Source organism: Shewanella subflava, from assembly GCF_025971955.1.
Classification (GTDB): Bacteria; Pseudomonadota; Gammaproteobacteria; order Enterobacterales; family Shewanellaceae; genus Shewanella; species Shewanella subflava.
In genome coordinates this window covers 72825-94430 of record NZ_JAPDMX010000002.1, presented here as the reverse complement: position 1 = coordinate 94430, position 21606 = coordinate 72825, and the positions used below count along the sequence as shown (strand labels likewise).

The following is a 21606-nucleotide window of genomic DNA, read 5'->3' as shown; positions in this document are numbered from 1 at the left end:
GCGCATAATTTTCGATGGGGATCGATCCAGCTTTAAACTTCATTTGTAGCTTGCTTCGGCCATTGTCAGCTAATACAAAATCTCCCTAACGCTTCCGATAGGTATCTGAAGTAAATGGATTTACAAATGTCACGGTGGCAAGGATGCCAAAGAGTGACCGTGGCCTAACGAAAGCTAGCTTGGCATCCATGCCAAGCTCAAGGCCTTTTCTCGATGACCTCAATTCAAATTGAGTTTGAAAGTTTAAATTGTGCTTCACGGTTGTCATATTCTTACTTTTAGTGACAAAAAAATGCTAAATCGAAGAGGAGAAAATTTTAGGTGTAAGCGCGGCGGTGACCGTCCATGACATGGACGTCATGGCCGAGCTTTCAGGGACGAACTTGCAGCGTGTCACGGTCGTGCTTGCACATAAGGTCGCTCTTTCACATCCATGTGATTTCGACATTCCGTTCATCCTGAATATCCCAGCGGCAGGCAATTGGTTAAATTGAAGCCTTGGTCTTCAATCGTTTAGTAAAGATAAATAAATTACAAAGTAGATACCCGTAACGTAGTTCTGTCCAAAAGTGAATTACCCCTATTTTATATAGCTCTTTCCCACTGCCATCAATGAAGCTAAATCGAAAAGATAATAATGCGTGTGCAGATGAGCCCGCGAGTATCCAAAACAAGGCGATGTTTCACAGCGTGAAACGTTTTGAGGAAAAGGCATTGATGCAGAATTGGCAGTTTAACAAGGACGTTATTGGTTTTGATCAAGCCGACATGGATGCTGATTTTTACATCAAAAGTCGGCGTCATGGTGGAACATTTGCACTTGAAGTAAATCTGATGCCTATTGCAGTCATTCTAACGTCCATGAGGATTTAATTGGATCGGGTTACACTGTTATTAACACGAAACCTTTCAACCCGCTCTTGTCAAAAAAATCAGCTTTTTAAGCCTATAGGCATTCAATTTATATCGCTTTGCCTTTGAGTAACTTTCGCATCCACATTCGATTTGGGCTAAGTAGCGTTTGAGTGTCTAAACTGACAGGCATTACCTCACCACACAAGTTTGCTGCAAGACATTCAGCGACTAGGGGGGCTGAGCTTAACCCTCTTGATCCAAAACCGCCTAATACAAATAGTCCATCATGGATTGGCGCTGGAGTCGTTTGCCAGTAACGCTGCCATAAACTGGGTTTATCTTTACTGGTTAATTGGACTTGATAACGTTGGTTTAATGTTTCCATGTCGGTGGCAAAGCCCATGACAGGGAAATGATCACGACTGACCATTCTTACGCCCACTCTGGCATCATTTTCACTGATATCAATGTCATTTGGCCAGTCGACATTAGCAAAGCTTTGACGCATTTTTTGGCCGTTTTCATATTGTTCGACTGGACAAAATGTCTGATTTTCAGGGTTTTTAACATAGCTTGCGCCAACACAATGCAGCTGCTCGTGGGCTGGTGTGAGGTAACCATTGGCACAAATGACCGTTTTTAGTTGGGCTAATTGACCTTGAGAGGGCACATGACTCACTTGTCCTCTAAATCCGCTTAATGGGATTTGGGCTGTTTGGCTAAACTGGGTTAAGGTTTCTCCATTAGCCAGTACCAACTGTTTGTGCAAGCCGATAGGGCGGGTATTTGATTCTGTATATAATTCCCACCCTTGTTCAGCCTTGATAATCTGCTCAATTTTACAATTCAATTTAAGGGTAATGTTACTCATGGTTGACGCTAGCTTAAGTGAGGCCTTGGCGAACTCATGGGGGCAGATCCAGCCACCCAAAGGATAGAATAAGCCGCTTTGATCAATATCAACCCCAGCAATTTGGCTTGCCTGCACCTGCGAGACTGGTAGGGCAATGTCACTTGGCCATGATTGACCATGGATAATTTTACTTAATCTTGCAGTTGTTCGCTCATCAAAGCCTGTGTGTAATACACCACAAAAATCGTGGCTTAAGGTGAACCCTTGGCGAATAAGGCATTGAACGCGTTGGCGACTATACAAAAAAGCCTGCTGGTAAAACTGGCTGAGGGCATTATTTTCTGGGGTTAATAACGGATAAATTGCGCCCTGACGGTTTCCTGATGCTCCCCGTGCCAGCATGTTATCTTGGCAATACAATACGACATTTCTGCCTCTTTGGGCTAAAGATAGCGCAAGCGAGGCACTGGCTATTCCGCCACCAATGATGCCAATGGTGTCAGCAATTAATGGCGGGGTTAATGATCCTTGATAAGCAAAATTTGCTTGTTGTTGATTTCTAAGCGCTTGGCGCTCCTGACATGCAATGACATCAATCTCAGTCGCATGGGGTTGGTGTTGCTCTGATAACTGAAAGCCTGCGTGCTTGATGAGAGCTTTTAACTCATCAGTGCAGGGCTGAATGGTTTGTGGATCAATATCATAAATGCTCAGCGCAGCATTATCGCGGCTCAGTCTACCCAGTTGCCACATCACTGCAGATGAGTAAAAGTGATCCCTGACTGTCGGCTGCAGCGTACTACTGGCCACAAACCAATGTTGAATGCCATAGTGATGGTTTGCGATGGCGTTTAGCTGTGCAACCGGCAGGCCAAAATAGCAGTCAATGCTGATGTTATTTTGCAGGTCAAGTCGCTGACAACCCTCTATTGGGGCAATAGCAATGTCTTTAATCAATGGGGTTAATGTTTGTATAAGCTTGGCCACAAAATGCGTTAATTCACTCTGTTGCGCTTGAGTGTGTCCCGTTAATAAACTGATGTGTAATCGTGGTAACTTGCGTGTTGAGCCACTTTTAATCACTTGAGTAAATGCATCGATTAAATCATTCAGATTTTCAGGTTGCATTAATCCTATGTGGCCAATATGGACTAGGTTATTAGTTGCAACTCGATTACCCGTCAGCAGAAGCTGCTGGAGGTATTGTTTATAATGATTTACGATGAATAAATTGGTGCTTTTACTCAAAAGGTTTTACTCAAACAGGAATAATTGGCATTATTTTACCTGTGTTTATGGAAAGCTGACCACTTAAAAGCACTAAAACAGATATTATTGCCGCAATTAAGTGCCGACATCTACCAAATGGATATCAAATAATGAAAAGAGTCGTGATCACCGGTCTAGGTGTAGTTTCAAGTATCGGTAACAACAAGCAAGAAGTTCTAGATTCACTTAAAGCTGGTCGTAGTGGTATTACCCATTCGCAACAGTTTGAAGAAATGCAGCTACGAAGCCATGTTTGGGGGGATATCAAAATCAACCCTGCAGATCACATTGACCGTAAAGCTTTGCGCTTCATGGGTGATGCTGCGGCTTATGCTTATATCGCCATGCAAGAAGCGATCACTGATGCTAACTTAACCGAAGAACAGTATTCAGATTTTCGTGTTGGTTTGGTAGTAGGTACTGGTGGTGCGTCATCTTCTAACCAGGTACAGGCTGCTGATACGTTACGTGAAAAAGGCGTAAAGCGTGTCGGTCCTTATATTGTACCGCGCATTATGGCCAGTACTGCCAGTGCGTGTTTAGCAACACCTTTTAAAATTAAAGGTGTTAACTATTCAATCAGTTCTGCATGTGCTACATCTGCGCATTGTATTGGACATGCTGTTGAGCTTATTCAAATGGGTAAGCAAGATATGGTATTTGCTGGTGGTGCAGAAGAAGTTGATTGGACGTTAACCATGGGCTTTGATGCGATGGGCGCGTTATCGACTAAATATAACGACAATCCTACCAAAGCATCGCGTACCTATGATGCTGAACGTGATGGTTTTGTTATTTCTGGCGGTGGCGGCATAGTCGTTGTTGAAGAGTTAGAACATGCTTTAGCGCGTGGTGCAAAGATTTATGCTGAAGTAGTGGGCTACGGCGCATCTTCTGATGGATATGACATGGTTGCTCCATCGGGTGAAGGTGCTGTTCGTTGTATGCAAATGGCATTAGCTGATGTGGATACTCCAATTGACTATGTTAACTCACACGGTACTTCAACACCTGTTGGTGACGTGCGTGAGTTAGAAGCTTTACGTGCAGTCTTTAAAGATAATATTCCTGCGGTAGCATCAACAAAGTCACTGACAGGACATGCTTTAGGCGCTGCGGGGGTTCATGAAGCGATTTACAGTTTGCTTATGATGGAAAATAATTTCATTGCTCCAAGCATTAACATCGATAACCTTGATGAACAAGCTAAAGACATTCCTATTGTACGTGAGTTACGTGAAACAGCGTTAACCACTATTATGAGTAATAGCTTTGGTTTTGGTGGAACAAACGCAACATTAATTCTTCGTAAATATAAGTAATTATTGATGTAGTTTGTTACTCAATACCCAATAAAAAACCAGTCAACTGACTGGTTTTTTATTGGGATTAATTGAACAAAACAATCTTAAAATCTATTTTGTCAACATGACGACTATTGCATCATAGGCCCAAATCCTAAGCTCCATAAAATCACGCTAGATGCCATCAAGGCAACTAACAACACTAAACCAGCAGTGACTACTGAGCTAGCATATATGAAGCCTTTTTCTTCTGGAATATTCATGATGATAGGTACGCCAGCGTAAAGCAAATACACTGAGTATGCTAAGCCGACGAGTCCGACAACCATGATAAACCACAAAACTGGATACAGTGCAGCAAAACCGACCATGAATAATGGTGTTGCTGTGTAGGCAGCTAATTCTACGGCTTGAGTATAAGTTGGGCTAGCATCAAATGTCTTACCCATCCAATAAGCTAGGTAAGCGAGTGCCATTACGCCAGCAATTAAACCGAAGTACATGCCCACAGACATAAACATCGCACTTTCACTGGTTAAAAACAGTGGCTCACCGGCCCCTGGATTCCAACCAATATGCGCTGTCGCAAAATAAGAACATATAGCAGGTATGAGGGCAATCAACAGTACGTGACTTAAACTGCTCTTTAATGCCTCATGGTTTTTTTCAATCGTTTGCCACTCTTGTTTAGGATGAGTGTATAGCCCCATTAAGTGATTTAGTATCATTATTGTTATCCTTGTTTAGCACGTTACTACAAGCTCGCCAAACGAAAGGCGAACTGACTACAGCTCTTTACAATCGCCTTAATCAGTCCAACACATACTTAGCGCTACAATATTGAGTAGTAATGTTGCTAAGTAATGACCTCATTCCCAATTTGAAGTCTATCCACTTAAGGTGATTGATGCGTATGTTAGCGTTTAGTTAAATCTAACAGCGCCTAGACTATTTATTGAACATAAAAAGCATTTCGTCAAGCGGTATCGTGTTTTTGTCTTCAGAAAAAAACACTTGCTAGGTAAAATGTCCACATAGATTGAAAAGGATAATGTGAGTCATGCAGCAATTACTTGCCCCCATTAATGCGTTTTTAGGTTGTGAAACGCCAGAGTCTTGGATACAAGCGGCTAAAAAACCTGAGCAACTAACGGTATTGCTCATTGATCATTGCAATTGCGAATTAAAAGCCGCGCAAACGGCAATGATGATGATCCGTAAATATGCGATTGACAAAAGTAGTGCTGATATTTTAAGGCTATGGGCAAAACCCTATGAAGATTTTGTATATAGTCAGACCCGAGATGTGCAGGCGTTTTTATCTCGGGATATTAAGAAAAACGATATCACTTCCGAACTTGTTGCTAGTCAGCATTTGGCTGTGAGTGCTGATTTACTCTCTAAAATGATACGGCTGATTAAAGAAGAGTTTCATCATTTTGAACAGGTATTACAGATCATGACCAGCAGAGGTATCGACTATACCAATTTGCGTGCTGGGCTGTATGCAAAACAGTTGATGGGACATGTTCGTACCCATGAACCATTAACCATTATTGACAAGCTGATTATCGGGGCATTTATTGAAGCCCGATCCTGTGAACGGTTTGCCAAGTTGGCACCGCATTTAGATGATGAGTTAGCTAAGTTTTATACGTCTTTATTACGTTCAGAAGCGCGCCATTATCAAGATTATTTGACTTTGGCTGAGGAGGTTGCAGGCGATGATATCAGCGAACGAGTCAATTTTTTTAGAATAAAAGAAGCCGAGTTAATCCTTGCTGAAGATAATGATTTTCGCTTTCACAGTGGCGTACCAACCATGGAAGTATTACTGCATAAAACCACCAAGTAAACGGTGTAATTTGTGATTAGCATCATTAACTTGACGTCATAAATGCGTGTTGATTAACAAGGTAGTAAATTGTGTATGGCAATATCGGTAAATTATGCCATCGATTTTGAATGTGGTTCGAAGGGCAGTTGTAATAAATGACAGTTATTCTGGCTTACCATCAATACGCTGCCTTGGGTGTACCAATCTCCGACCACGACTCTTTTTAATCCATTTGATAGTTGATGAATAGCTGGACGATGGGTATGTCCGTGGATCATTAATGAACAACCTGTCTTTGCAAGAAGATTGTCAACAGCACTGGGCTCGACATCCATGATCTGATATTGCTTTTGTTTGTTACCCAGTTGGCTTTTTTGCCTGATTTTAGCGGCAATGTTTAAACGTGTTTGCTTAGGCAGGTGTGAGTATATCCAGCGAATAACTGATATGCTTCTAAAACGTCGAAATCGTTGGTAAGCAATATCTAAAGTACACAAGCTGTCGCCGTGAAGAATTACCGTGGATTTACCGTATAAATAAGTGACAAAAATGTCAGGTAATAAAGTCATACCCGCTTGTTTGCAGTAAGCTTTTCCTAACATGAAATCCCGATTACCTTGGGTAAAAAACACCGGTATGCGTTCCGCCACTTTTGCTATCGCCTGGGCAATTTCCAACGTGAAAGGCTCGGCAATATCATCACCCATCCAAACTTCAAACAAGTCGCCAATAATGTAAAGGGCTTCTACATTATTTAAACCTTGCTGTAAAAACTGCAAGAATGCCTGGGTGATGTCGGGGCGATCGGCACTTAAGTGCAAATCACCCACAAAAGCAGTCTGCATTATTTAACAGACACACTTTGAATGATAACGGCTTCTAATGGCACATCTTGATGCATGCCACGGTTACCGGTAGCAACGCCTTTGATTTTTTCTACAACATCCATGCCTTCAACCACTTCACCAAATACACAGTATCCCCAACCTTGGCTAGTTTCTGATTTGAAATCTAAGAAAGTGTTATCATTCACGTTAATGAAAAACTGGGCAGTTGCAGAATGAGGATCAGAAGTACGCGCCATTGCCACAGTGCCTTTGCGGTTAGATAAACCGTTGTTTGCTTCATTTTTAATTGCTTCATTACAACGCTTTTGGCCCATATCTTCTGTAAAGCCACCGCCCTGAAGCATGAAACCATCAATCACACGGTGGAAAATAGTGCCATCGAAAAATCCCTCATCAACGTACTTCATAAAGTTAGCTGCGGTGATAGGCGCTTTTTCAGCATCTAATTGCAAAGTAATATCGCCAAAATTGGTATGTAAAGTAATCATGTATTCTCACCTAGATAAAATAATTTGCGCGATTCTAACTTATCTTGATTGACTCATAAAGTGCAGTGTTCAAAAGCGTGTGCAACATGGTAGACTCGGTGCAAGCAATATTCCCACTAAAACTTGTATACAAGAGAACTTCGATGTTAAAGATCTACAACAGTATAAGCCGTGAAAAACAAGAGTTTAAACCGATTAACCCAGGTAAAATTGGGATGTATGTGTGTGGCGTAACGATTTATGATTTATGCCATATCGGTCATGGCCGTACTTTCGTATCTTTTGACATGATAGTGCGCTATCTGCGTTACATTGGTTATGAGGTTAATTTTCAACGTAATATTACTGACGTTGATGATAAAATTATCAAACGTGCCAATGAAAATAACGAGTCTTGTGATGCATTAACAGAGCGTTTAACTGCTGAAATGCATAAAGATTTTGACGCGCTGAACATGGTTCGCCCAGACTTTGAGCCCAAAGCGACCTTGCATATGCCTGAAATTATTGACATGGTGCAGCGTTTATTAGACCGCGGCCACGCCTACGTTGCGCCAGACGGTGATGTGTTGTTCAGTGTGGCTTCTTATAAAGACTATGGCCGTCTATCAGGACAAAACTTAGATCAACTTCAAGCCGGTGCACGCGTAGAAGTGGATCAAGGCAAACAAAATCCTATGGACTTTGTCTTGTGGAAAATGTCTAAACCGGGTGAGCCCACTTGGGAATCACCTTGGGGCCCAGGTCGTCCAGGTTGGCATATTGAATGTTCAGCAATGAACAGCAAGCATTTAGGGATTCATTTTGATATTCATGGCGGTGGCAGCGATTTACAATTTCCGCACCATGAAAACGAGATCGCTCAATCTTGTTGTGCCCATGACACGCCTTATGTGAATTACTGGATGCACTCAGGCATGGTGATGGTTGACCGTGAAAAAATGTCTAAGTCGTTAGGGAATTTTTTTACTATTCGTGATGTACTTGAGCATTATGATCCAGAAACGGTGCGCTATTTCTTGCTGTCTGGTCATTATCGTAGTCAATTAAATTATTCTGAAGATAATTTAAAGCAAGCTCGTGCGGCATTAGAGCGCTTATACACAGCGCTTAAAGATTTAGACTTAAGCGTTGAGGCCGCACCTGCCACAGAGTACATCGATAAGTTTAAATCAGCTATGGATGATGACTTTAATACCCCAGAAGCTTATTCAGTGCTATTTGATATGGTTCGTGAAATTAATCGTCTTAAGTTGACCGATATGGCGGCGGCTTCGGCCTTAGGTGTTAGCCTAAAGCAGTTAACGTCAGTATTAGGCATTGTGAGTCAAACGCCAGAGGCTTTCTTTAAAGGTGAGGGTAGTGATGATGAAGTGGCAGAAATTGAAGCCCTGATTATTGAACGTAACCGTGCCAGAACAGAGAAAGATTGGCCTGCGGCAGACGTTGCACGCGATCGCTTAAACGAGCTTGGCGTTGTGTTAGAAGACGGCCCAAGTGGCACAACGTGGCGTAAAAAATAATTAAAATTGTTGCAAACAAGCCTGCTTATTTAAGCAGGTTTTTTTGTCGCTGAAATTGGCGCATTTTGAACAAATGCATCTAAACAATCTAAGCTACTGCGGTGTTGGTATTGCCAAAAGATGTTGGTCAATTGGTGTCTTGCTGAGGTTAGTTCTGAATTCAGTGGGCCTCGATCGGTTAAATCATGGTGCTTGTTAGCAAATTCATTTAAATAATCCAGTAAATCCCTAAAGGTGAATAAGTCGATGCCCGCTTTGGGTAATTCAGCTACATAGGGATATTCACTGCGACATGTTGCTTGATATTGTGCTTTATCAAATAAGAAAAATGCAATTTCACATCGGTATGGCAGCGCATCAATATACAGGGAGGAATAGTCGGTTATTAATAAATCTATTTTTTCAAGAATGCCGTAAATATCATCCCAAAAAGTGATATTAATAATATTGGGATATTGACTCAGCTCAGAAGCAAGGTGCGCTTCATTGGGATGTAATCTTAATAATAAGCATTGATCTGATTTTTGTAGCTGTTTAGATAAACACGCAAAGTCGATGGTTTGAGTATAAATGTTAGTGGTGCTATTTAAATGGCTGTCGCGCCAGGATGGCGCATATAAGATCACTTGCTTGGTATTCACCGGTAGGTTAAGTTGCAACCAATCTTCACTTTTATAACGCAGATAATAGTCGGTGCGAGGATTGCCACAGGTTAAAAACTGCTCATTGCTAATTCTAAAGCTACTGGAAAACAGTTTTTTAACGGTATCACTGGGGGCGATCATGAAGTTTGGACGTACATATTGTTGATGATATTGAGCTTTAGCAAATAATTTTTGGCTGATGTTTTCGGGATGGTAAACCTTAAGTAGCGGGCCATTACTGATATCGAATTCGATTTTTTTTAATGGCGAACCGTGCCATAGATTAATTTTAACAGCGCCTTTTGCTAGGTACTGATTCACATCCCCAATATAGGTGTTATACACATAAAATTTGGCCGTTGCAGCGTGCCACACACCCAACAGTGACCATCTTGAATAGGCTTCCAATCCCTGCGTTTGCAAACGCTTAACGAGCGGTTTATCAGCGGATATCCAAATGGCACGAATGGTTTGTTGTTGCTGCCAGTGTAAAAATAAGTATTTACTGTTATCGGCAAATTTATCCTTATAACAGCCCATTACCGCTTTGTGACTTCTAGGAGTAAAGCCTGAAACAAAATAAATAAGCTGTGTGATAACAAAGCGAATCAACAGTAAAATGGCATTCATGGCAATATCCAAATTGAATGAGTGAGCCGTCAATTAAACCGTTTGCGGGCTTAATATCGTGGGACGGGTGTTTGCTAAATTGTTTTTGATATCCGTGGTTGATATTTGTTGAGTACGCTCTAAATATAGGACGTTACAAATATCATTCAAGTCATCAAATTTACCAGCCCAATCGTCACCAATGGCGAACACATCTGCATTGAGGCGAATAATATCGCTGCGTTTTTGTCGCCAATCGGTTTCAGCAATCACCATATCAACGTATTTACAGGCTTCAACAATTTCAATTCTCTGCTGATAATTAAAGAATGCCGCTTTGCCTTTTAGGGCATTAAATTCGTCAGTAGAGACGCCGACAATTAATCTATCACCTAAATCTTTTAGGCGCTTGAACAATCTCACATGGCCAAAATGGAATAAATCGAATGTACCGTAGGTTATGATGGTTTTCATATCTGTATCCTCAACGTTATGTTTGGTATGGGTCATTAACTTACTAAACTAATTGCCATAATCGTTTGACGTATCCGAGTTGACTTAACTGCTGAAATTCCATTTCAACCAATTCGATTTCTTCTTCTGGGGCATCTTTGTCAAGTAACAGCTGTACTGGTCCAAATACCCCATACTTTGCTTGTTGGTTTAAGGTTGCGCTTGCGCCAAAAAGTAAAAGGTTACCCTTAGCCACATGCCACAATTGCGGTAACTTAGCTAATATTTGCGAGCTGACGGCTATTTCGTATAACTGAATTGTACGTTGTTGATTGCTACTCGCGTTGAGGCAAGAGATGGGGTGATCTGGATGAGTTATTTTGGCGACCATTAAACTGATTAACATTAATGGTGAAGCCAGTACCAGTAAAGCACAACCCATTAGCCGATGCAGTAAAGAGGGTGTTTGTTGTTGCTTAACGCCACTCTGACAAGCTGCAACTAGACTTGTATCATCCACTTTTACCCAGGTATTTTTGGCGATATCAATAATGTAATCTTGCGAAATAATTTGATTTTTTACGGTGAGATTTTTACCCACATAAGTATTGGGCATAATGATGCTATCATTGAGTTCGCTATCTTCAATAAAACAGTTTTGACCAATAACGATTAAGTTTTTGCAATGAACAGCAGGGTGAATATAACTGTTTGTGCCAATGCTGCCGTGCAGCGTTTGTTCAGCAAAACTTGGGCATTGAGTTTGTTGACCAAGGTATAATCCAGCCGCTCCCATGCTATCAACCTTACGGCCTTTAATAGCGAACTCATCAGCATGTTCGATGATGTATCTTGTTGCAGCGGCAAAGTTTTCAATACTGTCTAAATGGAAGGTTTTGCCATGCAATACTTGGTTGATACTGCGCTGCTGATGTTGGGGCAATTCGGCCATAGGCCAATTTAAACTTGCCCCATGTGAACGACCCGCGGGTAACATTAATAACCCAGGATTTTGGTTACCCATTGATGCCAATACAAAAGTGTGGTTTATCTTTGCCGCAAAATCGATAAAGCGAGTGATGCAAGGTGTTCTGATAATATCACCACGAACAACCAACTGAGTTTGTTGTGGGTCTAAGTGCATACGTTGTAGAACTGAATTTACATCTTCTTCAGGCTTACTTAAAAAGTAATCTATGGTTAGGTTCCATTTAGCCCCTGTGCCAATATGCGCTTCAATTTCGCTTGCTCGGTTGGCAACCACTAACTTCGCATGGGTAATACCAGCACAAGATAAGTCTTCTAACGTATATTCAATTAACGCTTTATTTACCAAAGGCATTAGTGCCGCGCTGTACTGACGATTCAGCGGTGCGAGTTCTGCGGCTGAACGATTAGCAAAAATAATGGCTTGCATGGTCTTCTCCTAATACGCACCACGGGCAAATAACACCGCGGGTATGGTTTTAAAAAGTAATTGAATATCTTTAACCAGTGATTGTTGGTAGATATAATCAACATCCAACTCAACTTGTTTATCAAAAGGAATGTCAGATCTTCCTGATACTTGCCATATACAAGTGATGCCGGGTTTTACCATCAATCTGCGTCTATCTGACAATTGATATTGGTTCACTTCACTAGGTAATGCAGGACGCGGGCCAACTAATGACATATCGCCTTTTAATACGTTCCAAAGTTGTGGTAATTCATCAATAGACAGCTTGCGGATCCATTTGCCTACCTGGGTGATCCTTGGGTCTTGCTTCATTTTAAATAGGACACCACCGCGCATTTCATTTTCACTTTGTAACTTAGCTAAACGCGCTTCGGCATCGTTAAACATGGAGCGAAACTTCCACATGGTAAAAGGCTGATTGTCTTGCCCAGCACGGGTTTGACTGAAAAGCACCGCCCCTTTTGATTCGAAACGAATAGCCAGTGCAGTTAATAAAAATAGTGGTGAAAGTAATAGCAATAGAGCACTTGAACCAAAGATATCAAGCAGTCTTTTAGCGATGAGATTCAATTTTATTTTCAGAAAAAACCACTGGTATTTTTTGTGATTAACTTGATGTAAATTTTTTCCAAGCATTGAGAGCGTTTGCTCTGTCGCGGCGGTTGAATTTGCATTTTGAAAGTTAATTGCTGCATTTTGCAATTCACCTAAATTAGCCGTTGGTTCTGATTTGCTATTGAATATTTTTTGTTGGACTAACTCGGTAAATACTCGCATTACAAATAAAGGATTACCTACAACATATCGGCGCCACATTCTTTTAGGTTCTTGCATTAACCGCCAGGTCCATTCCATACCCATTTGACGAACTGCAACAGGGGCTCTGCTCACGCTATCTGCATAAAAATCAAATAAACCCCCAACACCTATCGCTGCGCCGACGTTTAATTTGGCACTATGCTCGGCTATCCAACGCTCTTGTGTTGGTGCACCCATAGCAACCAGTAATATTTGGGCTCCAGAGGCATTTATTGTGTTAATTACGGCTTCGGTTTGTTGTGCAGAAAAATAGCCATCATGGGTGCCACAAATACGTAATTGTGGGAAACGTAGTTGCATTTTGGCCGCAGCTTTATTCGCAATATCCGTTTTTGCCCCCAACATAAATATCCCCACACCATGCTCGGCAGCTTGTTGGCACAAAAGGGGAAACATATCAGTGCCGTTTACGTTATCTTTTAGGGCGATGCGCTGAAGTTTACACGCTAAACGTAAACCACTTCCGTCAGCAAATACGTGTTTGTTTTGGTTGAGTATCTGTCTATATTGTTGGTTTTTGTAGGCGATATTCATGCAGTCTGCATTCACAAACGCATAGCTATCGCACTGCGAAGTTTTAGCACTGTTAATGACACAGCTAATAGCATCATTCATAGTCATATTGCTGATGGTGACTTTGAATAAGCTAAATTGCTTTTGAGCTGAATAAATCACCCTTGAAGACAAGGTGTATCCTAACAGACAGCGCAGTGTTGCTAGCAGATAACACCCAGCTGAAGTATTAAGTTTTGGGTTAATAACATAGTGGTCGTAACTGATCCCCATTCTGGCGTGCATTTGCTTAAAGGACATTAATCCTGGACGCACTAAGTAGTCATGGTAGGGTAAAACGGCATACTGGTATTGCTCTCCCACTAATCCAAGTTCACCTTTGATGACATTTAGCAAACCCAACAAACTTGAAAATTTTGAATCAGAAAACTGCAACAATGGAATCGGTTCAGTCTTAGTGCTGTGAATATAGAGGGTCTCGAAAACTTTTCCTGAGGTCATTTTCAGATGAATGGCTTTTAGCAGCAGTATTGGGCTGATAAATACCAGTATCATTAAACTCAGCAGGGTTTCGATAATCCTTACTGATGCCGACACTTGTTTTATGTGAATTCGCATAAGCCACCTCGATATATTGTTGTATTTCATCAGGATATTTTTGATATATATATCTAGTAATGCTTAAATTGTGCCACATTTTAACCGGTTGATTTTAATGGTTTATTTTGTTTTTTGTAGCTGGCGGTGAGAACCTGTTTGCAGTTTGCAAGGCAGCCTGCAAACAGGTTTAACGTAAAGGCAGATATGGAATGGATCCATTTATAAAAACATCGATGACACGCCATCACGGCTAATTTTATGTTTTTGGATACTGCCAATTGCTTTTTGGCCTAAACTTTCTAACCAATGATAAGCAAAAGCGGGTAGTAGCCATTGCATATAGGCTGCGCTGACAGTACTAATGGTTCTGCCCATTTCATCTTTTAGGATTTTAGGCGAGGTGGTTAGGGCTTCTGTTGCTAATTTAGCGGCCATTTTGCCATCTTTCATCCTAATCGCTTGGCGTGCCAAATACCGCAATTGATAAGCTCTGGCATCATTTTCATGGCGTTTTAACAGTTTAGGTGCAAAGTAGCGGGCTTTACTGATCATTTGCTCCCATGAAGCTAATTGCTTCAATAAGTTGGCTGATAATCCACCATGATTTAAGCGATAGTAAGTCAATGGTTGTGGTATGCCTTCCATCTTCCATTTAGTGGTTGCCACAATGCGTAACCAACATTCAATATCTTCAGATTGACGAAATTTCTCATCAAAGTAACAAGAATATAATTGATGGCGATGTATGCTTTGAAAACGAATATCATTGAGTGTTTCACGGCGGATCACCGGTGCGGAACCATTGCCGACAGGATTACGACATAACAAATGTGCGGCATCAATATTGGTCAGCTGTGGCATCTGATAAAAGTCTAATAATTTGCCGTCATAGCTCATAAAACTTGAACGAGAAAAGCTGATCCCAACGTTGGGATTGGCATCAAGATGAGCACAATGGCGTTGCAGTTTTTCGGCATGCCACATGTCGTCAGAATCTAAAAATGCCACGTATTTACCCAAAGCGTGACGGATCCCCGTATTACGGGCAGCAGCCAGTCCTTTATTTTCTACATGGTTAATAATCCTTACGCGGCGGTCATGGATCTGCTGGCAGATTTTTAAGCTGTTATCGGTTGCACAATCATTGACAATGATTAGCTCAAAATCGGTAAAGGTTTGCTCTAACACAGACTCAATGGCTTTTTTGACAAACTTTTGCACGTTATAAACGGGCATAACAACAGTAATTTTAGGGGTCATAGTGATTCTCCTACAGAGGTAAGTTTTTGATTGTTTTTAAATACTTTCAGGTAGCTGTAAATACAAATCAGTGGCGAGCTGATGAGGTAACTCACCATTACGGTTTGTGCCACAGTGATTAAACTGAATTGACAAGCAATGCCGATTGCCATCGCTAGGCTCATTGTGAGTAAAATATTCATTTTGAGGTTGGTTTGGCTTAAACCGTTTGCAAGTAGCAATTGGCTTGCCGCTTCGCCAAGTGGCCTGACTAAGCCACTCAGACATAAAAACAGGAACACATCGATGGCATCGGTTGATAGCCACTTATCACCGTATACCAGTGGAACATACCAATTAGAAAGTGCGCTTTGCAGTAAAATAACTGGCACAGTGATTGCCATAATCGCGGCGATACTGCTGAGGTATTTTGCTGATAAATCATCTTCAACCGCATTACGTTGACAAAGGTGGCTGTAAAATGCGGTGCCAAAGCTTTGAATTAACCCTAGACTTATTCCCAAGCTAATATTGTAAGCAAAAAAGTACACACCTAATGCTTCTACGCCCATGAAATAACCAATTAATAAATAATCAATATTTTGTCTTAATGTGTTAGTCAAATCGCTTAAGCTAACGGGAATGCCAAAGTGTAAAAGTGTTAGAACTTGAGCATATTGAATGCTGCCTTCTGATTGCATTTGAGGGAGAGGATTGTGGTAACGGTGAATCGCAATCCACACAAAAATGACCACTACTTTAGGTAAAATGATTGCCCAAATTTCAAATCCAGCCAGTGCTAAAATCGCAGTAAGTGCAGCATCAATAAGGGTTTGCCAAAGATTCGCTCTGCCAACAATACGCATTTTGTTGTTGCGTAAATTTAAGGTGGCGTATTGCATTCCCATTGGCAGCAACAAAAAGCTCGTTGCCATTACTGCGATGGGGAAAATTAACGATGTGTCTTGGTAATAAACCGCAATGGGGTAACTGAGCAAAAGCATAATCAAGCATGCTAATAAACACACCGCCCAGTTAACCCAGTTAGCACTGCGTAAATGACGAGTGCATTGTTCATCATCCATACGAATTAATGCGGCAGATGTAATTCTGCGGGTTGCGGTACAGATTAATTCAAACAGGGTAAGGACAATGGCTGCTTGGCCAAATATTTCCGGCATCAGCAAGCGGGCAAGTACGATACTTGAAATCAAACGAATTATACGCCCGCTAAATTGGGCAGATCCTAACCACATCATGCTTTTGCCTAATCCAGTAAATCCGCTGCGAATTAGCATCATGGGTTGATTTAATAATGTTTTATGATGGTTTTTCATATTTATCCTAGCGTAAGTTATTCGCTTTATATGCTAGGGGTTACATGAATCGTGCCATATTTTAAGTTATTGTTTTTAAGTGGTTTATTTTATTTGGTTTTGAGTGGGAGGAATAGATTTGCAGAATGCAAAAGCATATTGCAATGCTGGAAAATAGATTCAGTGGCAGCACCAAAGGTGAATGCCAGATTTGGTTTTTGGGGGATCGTGATGTTTCTGGATGGTAGGCTGCAGGTGGTACATGTGCTTGCTACAAACAATATTTTATTTTGAACTGCCCGCCAATACTGAAAAATTATCACGCCAGTATTGCCTATCGCTAGTCCGTACCCCATTCCCCATACTTCATAGGCATTTAAGACTTCAAACCGCAGCGCATAGAATCAGAACACCAGCTTATATTACCTCGTTGAAACGAGTTCTTCTGTGGGGATTGTGTCACTATCTGCAATTAAGGCTTTTCCCAACACAATTAACCCAGGCCAAAACAGGTAAGCTAATATCTCGAGGTTTTCACCGAAGGTATAAAGCATCAATAGCATTAAAATTGCCATGCCGACTTTTGCTAAAGGTCGACTAAATATATTGATCACCAGCACAACAAAAGTCACTAGCATAGGCAGGGCAAGTGCAATTGCCCCCACTAAGCCTTTGACGAATAATAATCCGTACCACGTATGGTGCGAACCTATCGGCATATACTCCACCATGTGTGGCCCGCGCTCAACAATACCATGGCCAAATAATATCGCCTCATTCCACCAACGTTCTACTGCAATGTCAGCTAAGGCTTGTCTAACTCTAGTGGAGTCTGCCCTTGCCGATTTTACTGCGGCAATGCTCATGGATATTTTGTTGAGGATTGACTCTCCGACAAATCCAGTCGCAAGAATGACTGGGCAAAGAACGAAATAAAGGATTGGTGAACGTACAAATTTAAGCATTGAAAAATAACCAAACAAGGCGAGGTAACAAATTAATGCCAAGCGTGACTGCGACATCAATACCATTAGCAAACTGCCGATCACTCCCCAGCGTTTCCATTTAGAAGAGGATTCTTGTAAAGCAAAAATAAAGTATAAGTTACCTAACATTCCTAAAGCAGGCGCCCAAGGAGTGAATAGTCGCCAACGTGGAATACCGCTACCGGGGTCTATTTCATACAAACTTAACGAGAAAAATTCTGGGCCAGGACCGCCAATAATACTTAAAGGTGAAACATAGAGGGTACTGGGTAAGCGGATCATCCATGCCAATACAAAGATGGGCAACAATAAGACAGTGTGTTTACATACTTGGCAACACGCCCGATAGATAATTTGCGGTCTAATATCAAGGCAAGCTACCACGGGGAAAATAGCCAGAAGTGCCCAACCTTTAGCCCAACCTATGGAGGATTTGATTAATTTTGCGATACCTAAACCTTGTTCTAAGTGGCCGACTATTAAGGCCAACAGCATTACCCACATTCCAAACAGCCACACATAGTGAGTTAAGCTGAGGGTATGGGCAGGTTGGTAAGATATTTTCTTAACCAATAAGCGACAGAACAAGATCCAGGCAATCACCGGGGCGATAATATATAACGCCCCTACTATCCAAAAAAGATAACTATAAACTATTGCTTTATAGATGATTCTTTCGTCAGCATTTTGCGGAGTAATGGTTTGCGGATCCATAAAATACTCAGTCCTATTAGTGCCATAAATGACGCGCCAAAAGCCGCTACTAGTAATAACATTGTCGCTAAATTATCTGCTTTTGATGGCAGAGAAGGCGGTGACAATAATTGTAATAATGGATAGGCAGTAAAAATATCGGCCTTACCAACATCCATCTTTGCCACTGCAGAAGTCATTACCGCCGTCGCTAATTGATGTGCTCGGTGTAAATCTTCTAATTTTGCGGCATCATCGTTAGATAGTTCTAAGCGTGTTTCCCATTGTAAAATTTGGCTATCAAGCGTATTTAATTCTTGATTAAGGCCAGTGTAAGTTGCCCTTAACTGAATTAGCTGCTCCATTAAATCCGCACGGCCATCAATGTCATCTAATAATAGCTTGTTAATTAACGCGCGGTCAGCTTTGCCTTTTTGAAATTGGGTTAACGTTGCAATGCGATCCGATAGAGCATTTTGTAACTTTGCTTCTTCGGCATTTAGGCTGGTTATTTGTGGATGATTACTGCCAAAGTGTGCCGAAAGCTCGTGTAACTTCCCCAAGATCTCATTATGGGATGTAAGTAATTGCTGAAAGAATTTGTCGTTGTGTAGTTTTAATAAATCAGCGGCTTCATCGGCAGTGGTACCTAAGTGTAACATTAAAGATTTTTCTTCTGCTTCAATGCCTTTTAATTTTGAAATCATATTTACGCGGTTATGGCGCAAACGTTCGATGGTCAACGCTAACTCTTTAAATTGATCAAGCGAGACTAAGCCCCGTTCAGATTGAAACGCTAAAATGGCATCTTGAGACAATTTCACTTTTTGATTGTATCCCGCCAAACCTTGAATAATGCCGCTTTCTCTTAGGTTGACTTCATCGGTACGTAAATCATTTAGCAATTTTTGCAACGAATGGTAAAGGGCCCAAGCCTTGTCTTGCGCTTCTTTAGCTGAACGCCCTTTAATACTAAACTCCATTAGGCCTGTTTGGCTGGGTAACTTTAGTTTAGGTTTACCCAGCTGGCCAACAGGCATTTCTAAGCTTGCTGCTGCTGAGTTTAGTAATAAGTCGCTGTCTGATATAGCTTTATAGTTTTCACGTGGGTCAATAGCTGAGCTTAAATATGGTGAGCTTGATGAGCTGGTCGCTTGACCTAGACTGTCTAAACTTACCAATGCGCCAGCGCCATTACCCGGTAAAATTAAGGTCCATTTAGACACATAAGATGTTGGTTTAATGGCCATCAACAAAAAAGCACTGGCCCAAATAATCAGTAAACTCACGAGTGCCGTTTTTAAATATAATTTTTTGCGCGCCTTAGGTGTCAGTTTACTTCCTTCTAAGGCTGCACGTTTAATCCAAAACAAATAGGCTAATTCACTTAAGCTATTCTCTTTTGAATCATTAATTTGATAATCGGCTTCATCAGAGGATTTTTTAGAGCCATTTTTAATTGGTTCAGCACAAGGAACACTGATTTTTTCATATTCCAAGATGTCTTTTTCAATAACGTTATCCATGAGAGGCTCCTTTATAACCAGCCGATAAGGCTTGAAGGAATAAGGACTTCGGTTACACTGCGCGCAATTTCACGGAAGTTAGTCATGCGAGAGTCATAACAAGCCAGCCCGTCTCCTGGTAGCAATACAGGATTCATATCGTTTGACCAAGGTTGCTGAATGAGGCCATCAATAGAGCGCTCTACCACATCAACTTGATTAGATAATGGGTTTTTAGTGATGAGTAAAACATAACGCCCTGCATTGGTAGATTGTGCTCCGCCCACACAGTTAGCCGCAATGGCACCGTTCAATAGACGGGTTCCGTAAGGAAAACGGGTGGCCTCACGGTCTACTGCCGATTGGCTGTTTGAGCTTGCAGGTTGAGTGAGGTTTGAAATATATACTCGAATACCGGGAGCGGTGATCGGTGATGGTCTTGCTAACTCATCATCAAACTGATTACTGCTTGGTACATGGATTTTATCACCGCTCATTAATGTAAATTCTTGAATGGACTCACCGGTTAATATACCGCTTAAATCAATGCTATAAATTTGGTTGTCACGGATAACATTAACTGCTGTTAAGTCCGCATCTGGGCGAATGCCTCCTGATGAACGAAGGGCCGCTTCAATGCTTCGTTCAGTCGCTTGGTCGCCAGCATAGTTACTGCCATCATCTTTCACTTCAATGGGCAGTTTCTTATTGATCATATGTTGGCCAGGTTCAAATACAGCACCTGAAGTCATAATGTTAATGGGCGCCCAACTAATAGGAACTATGCTAATGCGGATAGCATGTGGTTTCATTAAATTTTCAGTAATAAGTTGATTTTTAATCGCTTTGTTAAGCTGTGCTAAAGTAAGGTTTTTGGCCAGTACAGCCTGCATATAAGGCAGGTAAATATTACCATCGGCGTCAATTTCAACCGCTTTGCTAAAATCCTCGCCATTCAAGATACTGATGTCCAATTTATCGCCAACAGACAGTTTCAGTTGGGCATTTTTCCATTGCGTTGCTTGTAAACTCGGATCTAAATGGCCAATCTTAAAACTGTCTTTGGTAATAACGACATTGTTGGCGTCGTTCATGGTCACATGTTCTGCAAGGGTAAATGCAGGGTTGCTTGGACGTTGGGCACTGATTTGACGATCATAGGGCATCGTTTGACCAAAATAATGACATTCTGTCAGAGTGTCCATTCGACAAATATCTTTGCTAGCTGGCGCATTAGGGGTAACACAGCCAGTCAAGCTAGTGCTGAATATACCAATAAGTACCGCAAGTTTTGTGTTTGTCATCATGTTGCTCCTTAGAATGAATCGTGAGAGATAATTGCAAGTTAACTGGCAATCTCTTCGACTGAGCTTAAGCTTTCTAACGCGTGTTCTTCAGATTCATAAATGTCCATAATATGGTGTAATCTGGTCAGTTCGATTAATGCTCTAACACTTGACTTTGGATTGAGTAAAACAATATTGCCTTGATAACTCATTGCCTGTTTACGAGCTGAAATTAACACCGATAAGCCACTTGAATCGATATACTCTAGGTTGCTCATGTCGATGACTAATCGAGTGTGACCTTGATTGATATAATCTAAAATCGCGGCGCGGTAAGTGGGGGTTTGTGCCATGACCATTTTTCCTGGTAAGCGAACCACACTGGCATATTTATCTGTGATTAATTCGAAGTTCATAATGTCACCTCATTTTGTTGTTTAATTGCCGAGTAAGATAGGTTGGGGTCGTTTTATGTTTAGTTGTCGGGAACGTAAAACAACCTATCTT

18 protein-coding genes are annotated in these 21606 nt (G+C 41.4%); 4 read left to right on the top strand and 14 right to left on the bottom strand.

Annotated features, from left to right (window positions below; genetic code table 11):
* Positions 1-690: 690 nt before the first annotated feature.
* Positions 691-873 carry a hypothetical protein gene (locus OHT75_RS00985; protein WP_264724501.1) on the top strand — a complete coding sequence of 61 codons (183 nt, stop codon included), beginning with the start codon at positions 691-693 and terminating at the stop codon, positions 871-873.
* An 88-nt stretch (positions 874-961) separates the two neighbouring features.
* Here the strand turns inward: OHT75_RS00985 and mnmC are convergent, their stop codons facing one another.
* The gene (mnmC, locus tag OHT75_RS00980; protein ID WP_264724500.1) at positions 962-2836 is read right to left on the bottom strand and encodes an FAD-dependent 5-carboxymethylaminomethyl-2-thiouridine(34) oxidoreductase MnmC; all 1875 of its coding nucleotides are present in this window, start codon (positions 2834-2836) and stop codon (positions 962-964) included.
* Between the two features lie 251 nt (positions 2837-3087).
* On the opposite strand from mnmC, the gene fabB reads away from it, so the two are divergent.
* Positions 3088-4299: a beta-ketoacyl-ACP synthase I gene (gene fabB, locus OHT75_RS00975; RefSeq protein WP_264724499.1), complete on the top strand. Its 1212-nt coding sequence runs from the start codon at positions 3088-3090 to the stop codon at positions 4297-4299.
* Positions 4300-4412: 113 nt separating this feature from the next.
* Here the strand turns inward: fabB and OHT75_RS00970 are convergent, their stop codons facing one another.
* Positions 4413-5009, bottom strand: a complete 597-nt coding sequence (locus OHT75_RS00970; RefSeq protein ID WP_261298950.1) for a Yip1 family protein — start codon at positions 5007-5009, stop codon at positions 4413-4415.
* A gap of 332 nt (positions 5010-5341) precedes the next feature.
* Here OHT75_RS00970 and miaE point away from each other — a divergent pair, with 332 nt between their 5' ends.
* Positions 5342-6136 carry a tRNA isopentenyl-2-thiomethyl-A-37 hydroxylase MiaE gene (miaE, locus tag OHT75_RS00965; RefSeq protein WP_264724497.1) on the top strand — a complete coding sequence of 265 codons (795 nt, stop codon included), beginning with the start codon at positions 5342-5344 and terminating at the stop codon, positions 6134-6136.
* A 92-nt stretch (positions 6137-6228) separates the two neighbouring features.
* Here miaE and OHT75_RS00960 read toward each other — a convergent pair whose 3' ends face one another.
* Together OHT75_RS00960 and OHT75_RS00955 are read right to left on the bottom strand one after the other, a co-directional pair.
* Positions 6229-6963, bottom strand: coding sequence for a UDP-2,3-diacylglucosamine diphosphatase (locus OHT75_RS00960; RefSeq protein ID WP_264724496.1), 735 nt, complete (start codon positions 6961-6963; stop codon positions 6229-6231).
* On the bottom strand, positions 6963-7454 hold the full coding sequence (locus OHT75_RS00955; RefSeq protein ID WP_264724495.1) for a peptidylprolyl isomerase: 492 nt from the start codon (positions 7452-7454) through the stop codon (positions 6963-6965). Before OHT75_RS00955 ends, OHT75_RS00960 begins: the two co-directional genes overlap by 1 nt.
* A gap of 143 nt (positions 7455-7597) precedes the next feature.
* Here OHT75_RS00955 and cysS point away from each other — a divergent pair, with 143 nt between their 5' ends.
* Positions 7598-8977, top strand: a complete 1380-nt coding sequence (gene cysS / locus OHT75_RS00950; protein ID WP_264724494.1) for a cysteine--tRNA ligase — start codon at positions 7598-7600, stop codon at positions 8975-8977.
* 29 nt (positions 8978-9006) lie between these two features.
* Here the strand turns inward: cysS and OHT75_RS00945 are convergent, their stop codons facing one another.
* The 10 genes from OHT75_RS00945 to OHT75_RS00900 all read right to left on the bottom strand — a co-directional run bounded on the left by OHT75_RS00945 (position 9007) and on the right by OHT75_RS00900 (position 21515).
* Positions 9007-10251, bottom strand: a complete 1245-nt coding sequence (locus OHT75_RS00945) for a CDP-glycerol glycerophosphotransferase family protein (RefSeq protein WP_264724493.1) — start codon at positions 10249-10251, stop codon at positions 9007-9009.
* A gap of 33 nt (positions 10252-10284) precedes the next feature.
* The gene (locus OHT75_RS00940) at positions 10285-10704 is read right to left on the bottom strand and encodes an adenylyltransferase/cytidyltransferase family protein (protein ID WP_264724492.1); all 420 of its coding nucleotides are present in this window, start codon (positions 10702-10704) and stop codon (positions 10285-10287) included.
* Between the two features lie 43 nt (positions 10705-10747).
* The gene (locus OHT75_RS00935; protein WP_264724490.1) at positions 10748-12100 is read right to left on the bottom strand and encodes an NDP-sugar synthase; all 1353 of its coding nucleotides are present in this window, start codon (positions 12098-12100) and stop codon (positions 10748-10750) included.
* 9 nt (positions 12101-12109) lie between these two features.
* Positions 12110-14092, bottom strand: coding sequence for a WecB/TagA/CpsF family glycosyltransferase (locus OHT75_RS00930; RefSeq protein ID WP_264724489.1), 1983 nt, complete (start codon positions 14090-14092; stop codon positions 12110-12112).
* A 201-nt stretch (positions 14093-14293) separates the two neighbouring features.
* Complete coding sequence (locus OHT75_RS00925; RefSeq protein WP_264724488.1) at positions 14294-15334, bottom strand: glycosyltransferase family 2 protein; 1041 nt, start codon at positions 15332-15334, stop codon at positions 14294-14296.
* Positions 15331-16650 carry an oligosaccharide flippase family protein gene (locus tag OHT75_RS00920; protein WP_264724487.1) on the bottom strand — a complete coding sequence of 440 codons (1320 nt, stop codon included), beginning with the start codon at positions 16648-16650 and terminating at the stop codon, positions 15331-15333. The genes OHT75_RS00925 and OHT75_RS00920 overlap by 4 nt, the downstream gene beginning before the upstream one ends.
* Before the next feature lie 401 nt (positions 16651-17051).
* The gene (locus OHT75_RS00915; protein WP_264724486.1) at positions 17052-18329 is read right to left on the bottom strand and encodes an O-antigen ligase domain-containing protein; all 1278 of its coding nucleotides are present in this window, start codon (positions 18327-18329) and stop codon (positions 17052-17054) included.
* Positions 18269-19834, bottom strand: coding sequence for a GumC domain-containing protein (locus tag OHT75_RS00910; RefSeq protein WP_264724485.1), 1566 nt, complete (start codon positions 19832-19834; stop codon positions 18269-18271). Before OHT75_RS00910 ends, OHT75_RS00915 begins: the two co-directional genes overlap by 61 nt.
* A gap of 11 nt (positions 19835-19845) precedes the next feature.
* Entirely contained in the window at positions 19846-21120 is a 1275-nt protein-coding gene (locus tag OHT75_RS00905) for a polysaccharide biosynthesis/export family protein (RefSeq protein WP_264724484.1), read from the bottom strand.
* 38 nt (positions 21121-21158) lie between these two features.
* Positions 21159-21515 (bottom strand): STAS domain-containing protein, encoded by a 357-nt coding sequence (locus OHT75_RS00900; RefSeq protein WP_264724483.1) that lies wholly within the window; start codon positions 21513-21515, stop codon positions 21159-21161.
* Positions 21516-21606: the final 91 nt, after the last annotated feature.

What these genes read in the sequence shown, in the direction of transcription:
- mnmC (WP_264724500.1), bottom strand. Translation starts at nt 2,836, where the DNA reads ATGCAACCTGAAAATCTGAATGATTTAATCGATGCATTTACTCAAGTG.
- fabB (WP_264724499.1), top strand. Translation starts at nt 3,088, where the DNA reads ATGAAAAGAGTCGTGATCACCGGTCTAGGTGTAGTTTCAAGTATCGGT.
- OHT75_RS00970 (WP_261298950.1), bottom strand. Translation starts at nt 5,009, where the DNA reads ATGATACTAAATCACTTAATGGGGCTATACACTCATCCTAAACAAGAG.
- miaE (WP_264724497.1), top strand. Translation starts at nt 5,342, where the DNA reads ATGCAGCAATTACTTGCCCCCATTAATGCGTTTTTAGGTTGTGAAACG.
- OHT75_RS00960 (WP_264724496.1), bottom strand. Translation starts at nt 6,963, where the DNA reads ATGCAGACTGCTTTTGTGGGTGATTTGCACTTAAGTGCCGATCGCCCC.
- OHT75_RS00955 (WP_264724495.1), bottom strand. Translation starts at nt 7,454, where the DNA reads ATGATTACTTTACATACCAATTTTGGCGATATTACTTTGCAATTAGAT.
- cysS (WP_264724494.1), top strand. Translation starts at nt 7,598, where the DNA reads ATGTTAAAGATCTACAACAGTATAAGCCGTGAAAAACAAGAGTTTAAA.
- OHT75_RS00945 (WP_264724493.1), bottom strand. Translation starts at nt 10,251, where the DNA reads ATGAATGCCATTTTACTGTTGATTCGCTTTGTTATCACACAGCTTATT.
- OHT75_RS00940 (WP_264724492.1), bottom strand. Translation starts at nt 10,704, where the DNA reads ATGAAAACCATCATAACCTACGGTACATTCGATTTATTCCATTTTGGC.
- OHT75_RS00935 (WP_264724490.1), bottom strand. Translation starts at nt 12,100, where the DNA reads ATGCAAGCCATTATTTTTGCTAATCGTTCAGCCGCAGAACTCGCACCG.
- OHT75_RS00930 (WP_264724489.1), bottom strand. Translation starts at nt 14,092, where the DNA reads ATGCGAATTCACATAAAACAAGTGTCGGCATCAGTAAGGATTATCGAA.
- OHT75_RS00925 (WP_264724488.1), bottom strand. Translation starts at nt 15,334, where the DNA reads ATGACCCCTAAAATTACTGTTGTTATGCCCGTTTATAACGTGCAAAAG.
- OHT75_RS00920 (WP_264724487.1), bottom strand. Translation starts at nt 16,650, where the DNA reads ATGAAAAACCATCATAAAACATTATTAAATCAACCCATGATGCTAATT.
- OHT75_RS00915 (WP_264724486.1), bottom strand. Translation starts at nt 18,329, where the DNA reads ATGGATCCGCAAACCATTACTCCGCAAAATGCTGACGAAAGAATCATC.
- OHT75_RS00910 (WP_264724485.1), bottom strand. Translation starts at nt 19,834, where the DNA reads ATGGATAACGTTATTGAAAAAGACATCTTGGAATATGAAAAAATCAGT.
- OHT75_RS00905 (WP_264724484.1), bottom strand. Translation starts at nt 21,120, where the DNA reads ATGATGACAAACACAAAACTTGCGGTACTTATTGGTATATTCAGCACT.
- OHT75_RS00900 (WP_264724483.1), bottom strand. Translation starts at nt 21,515, where the DNA reads ATGAACTTCGAATTAATCACAGATAAATATGCCAGTGTGGTTCGCTTA.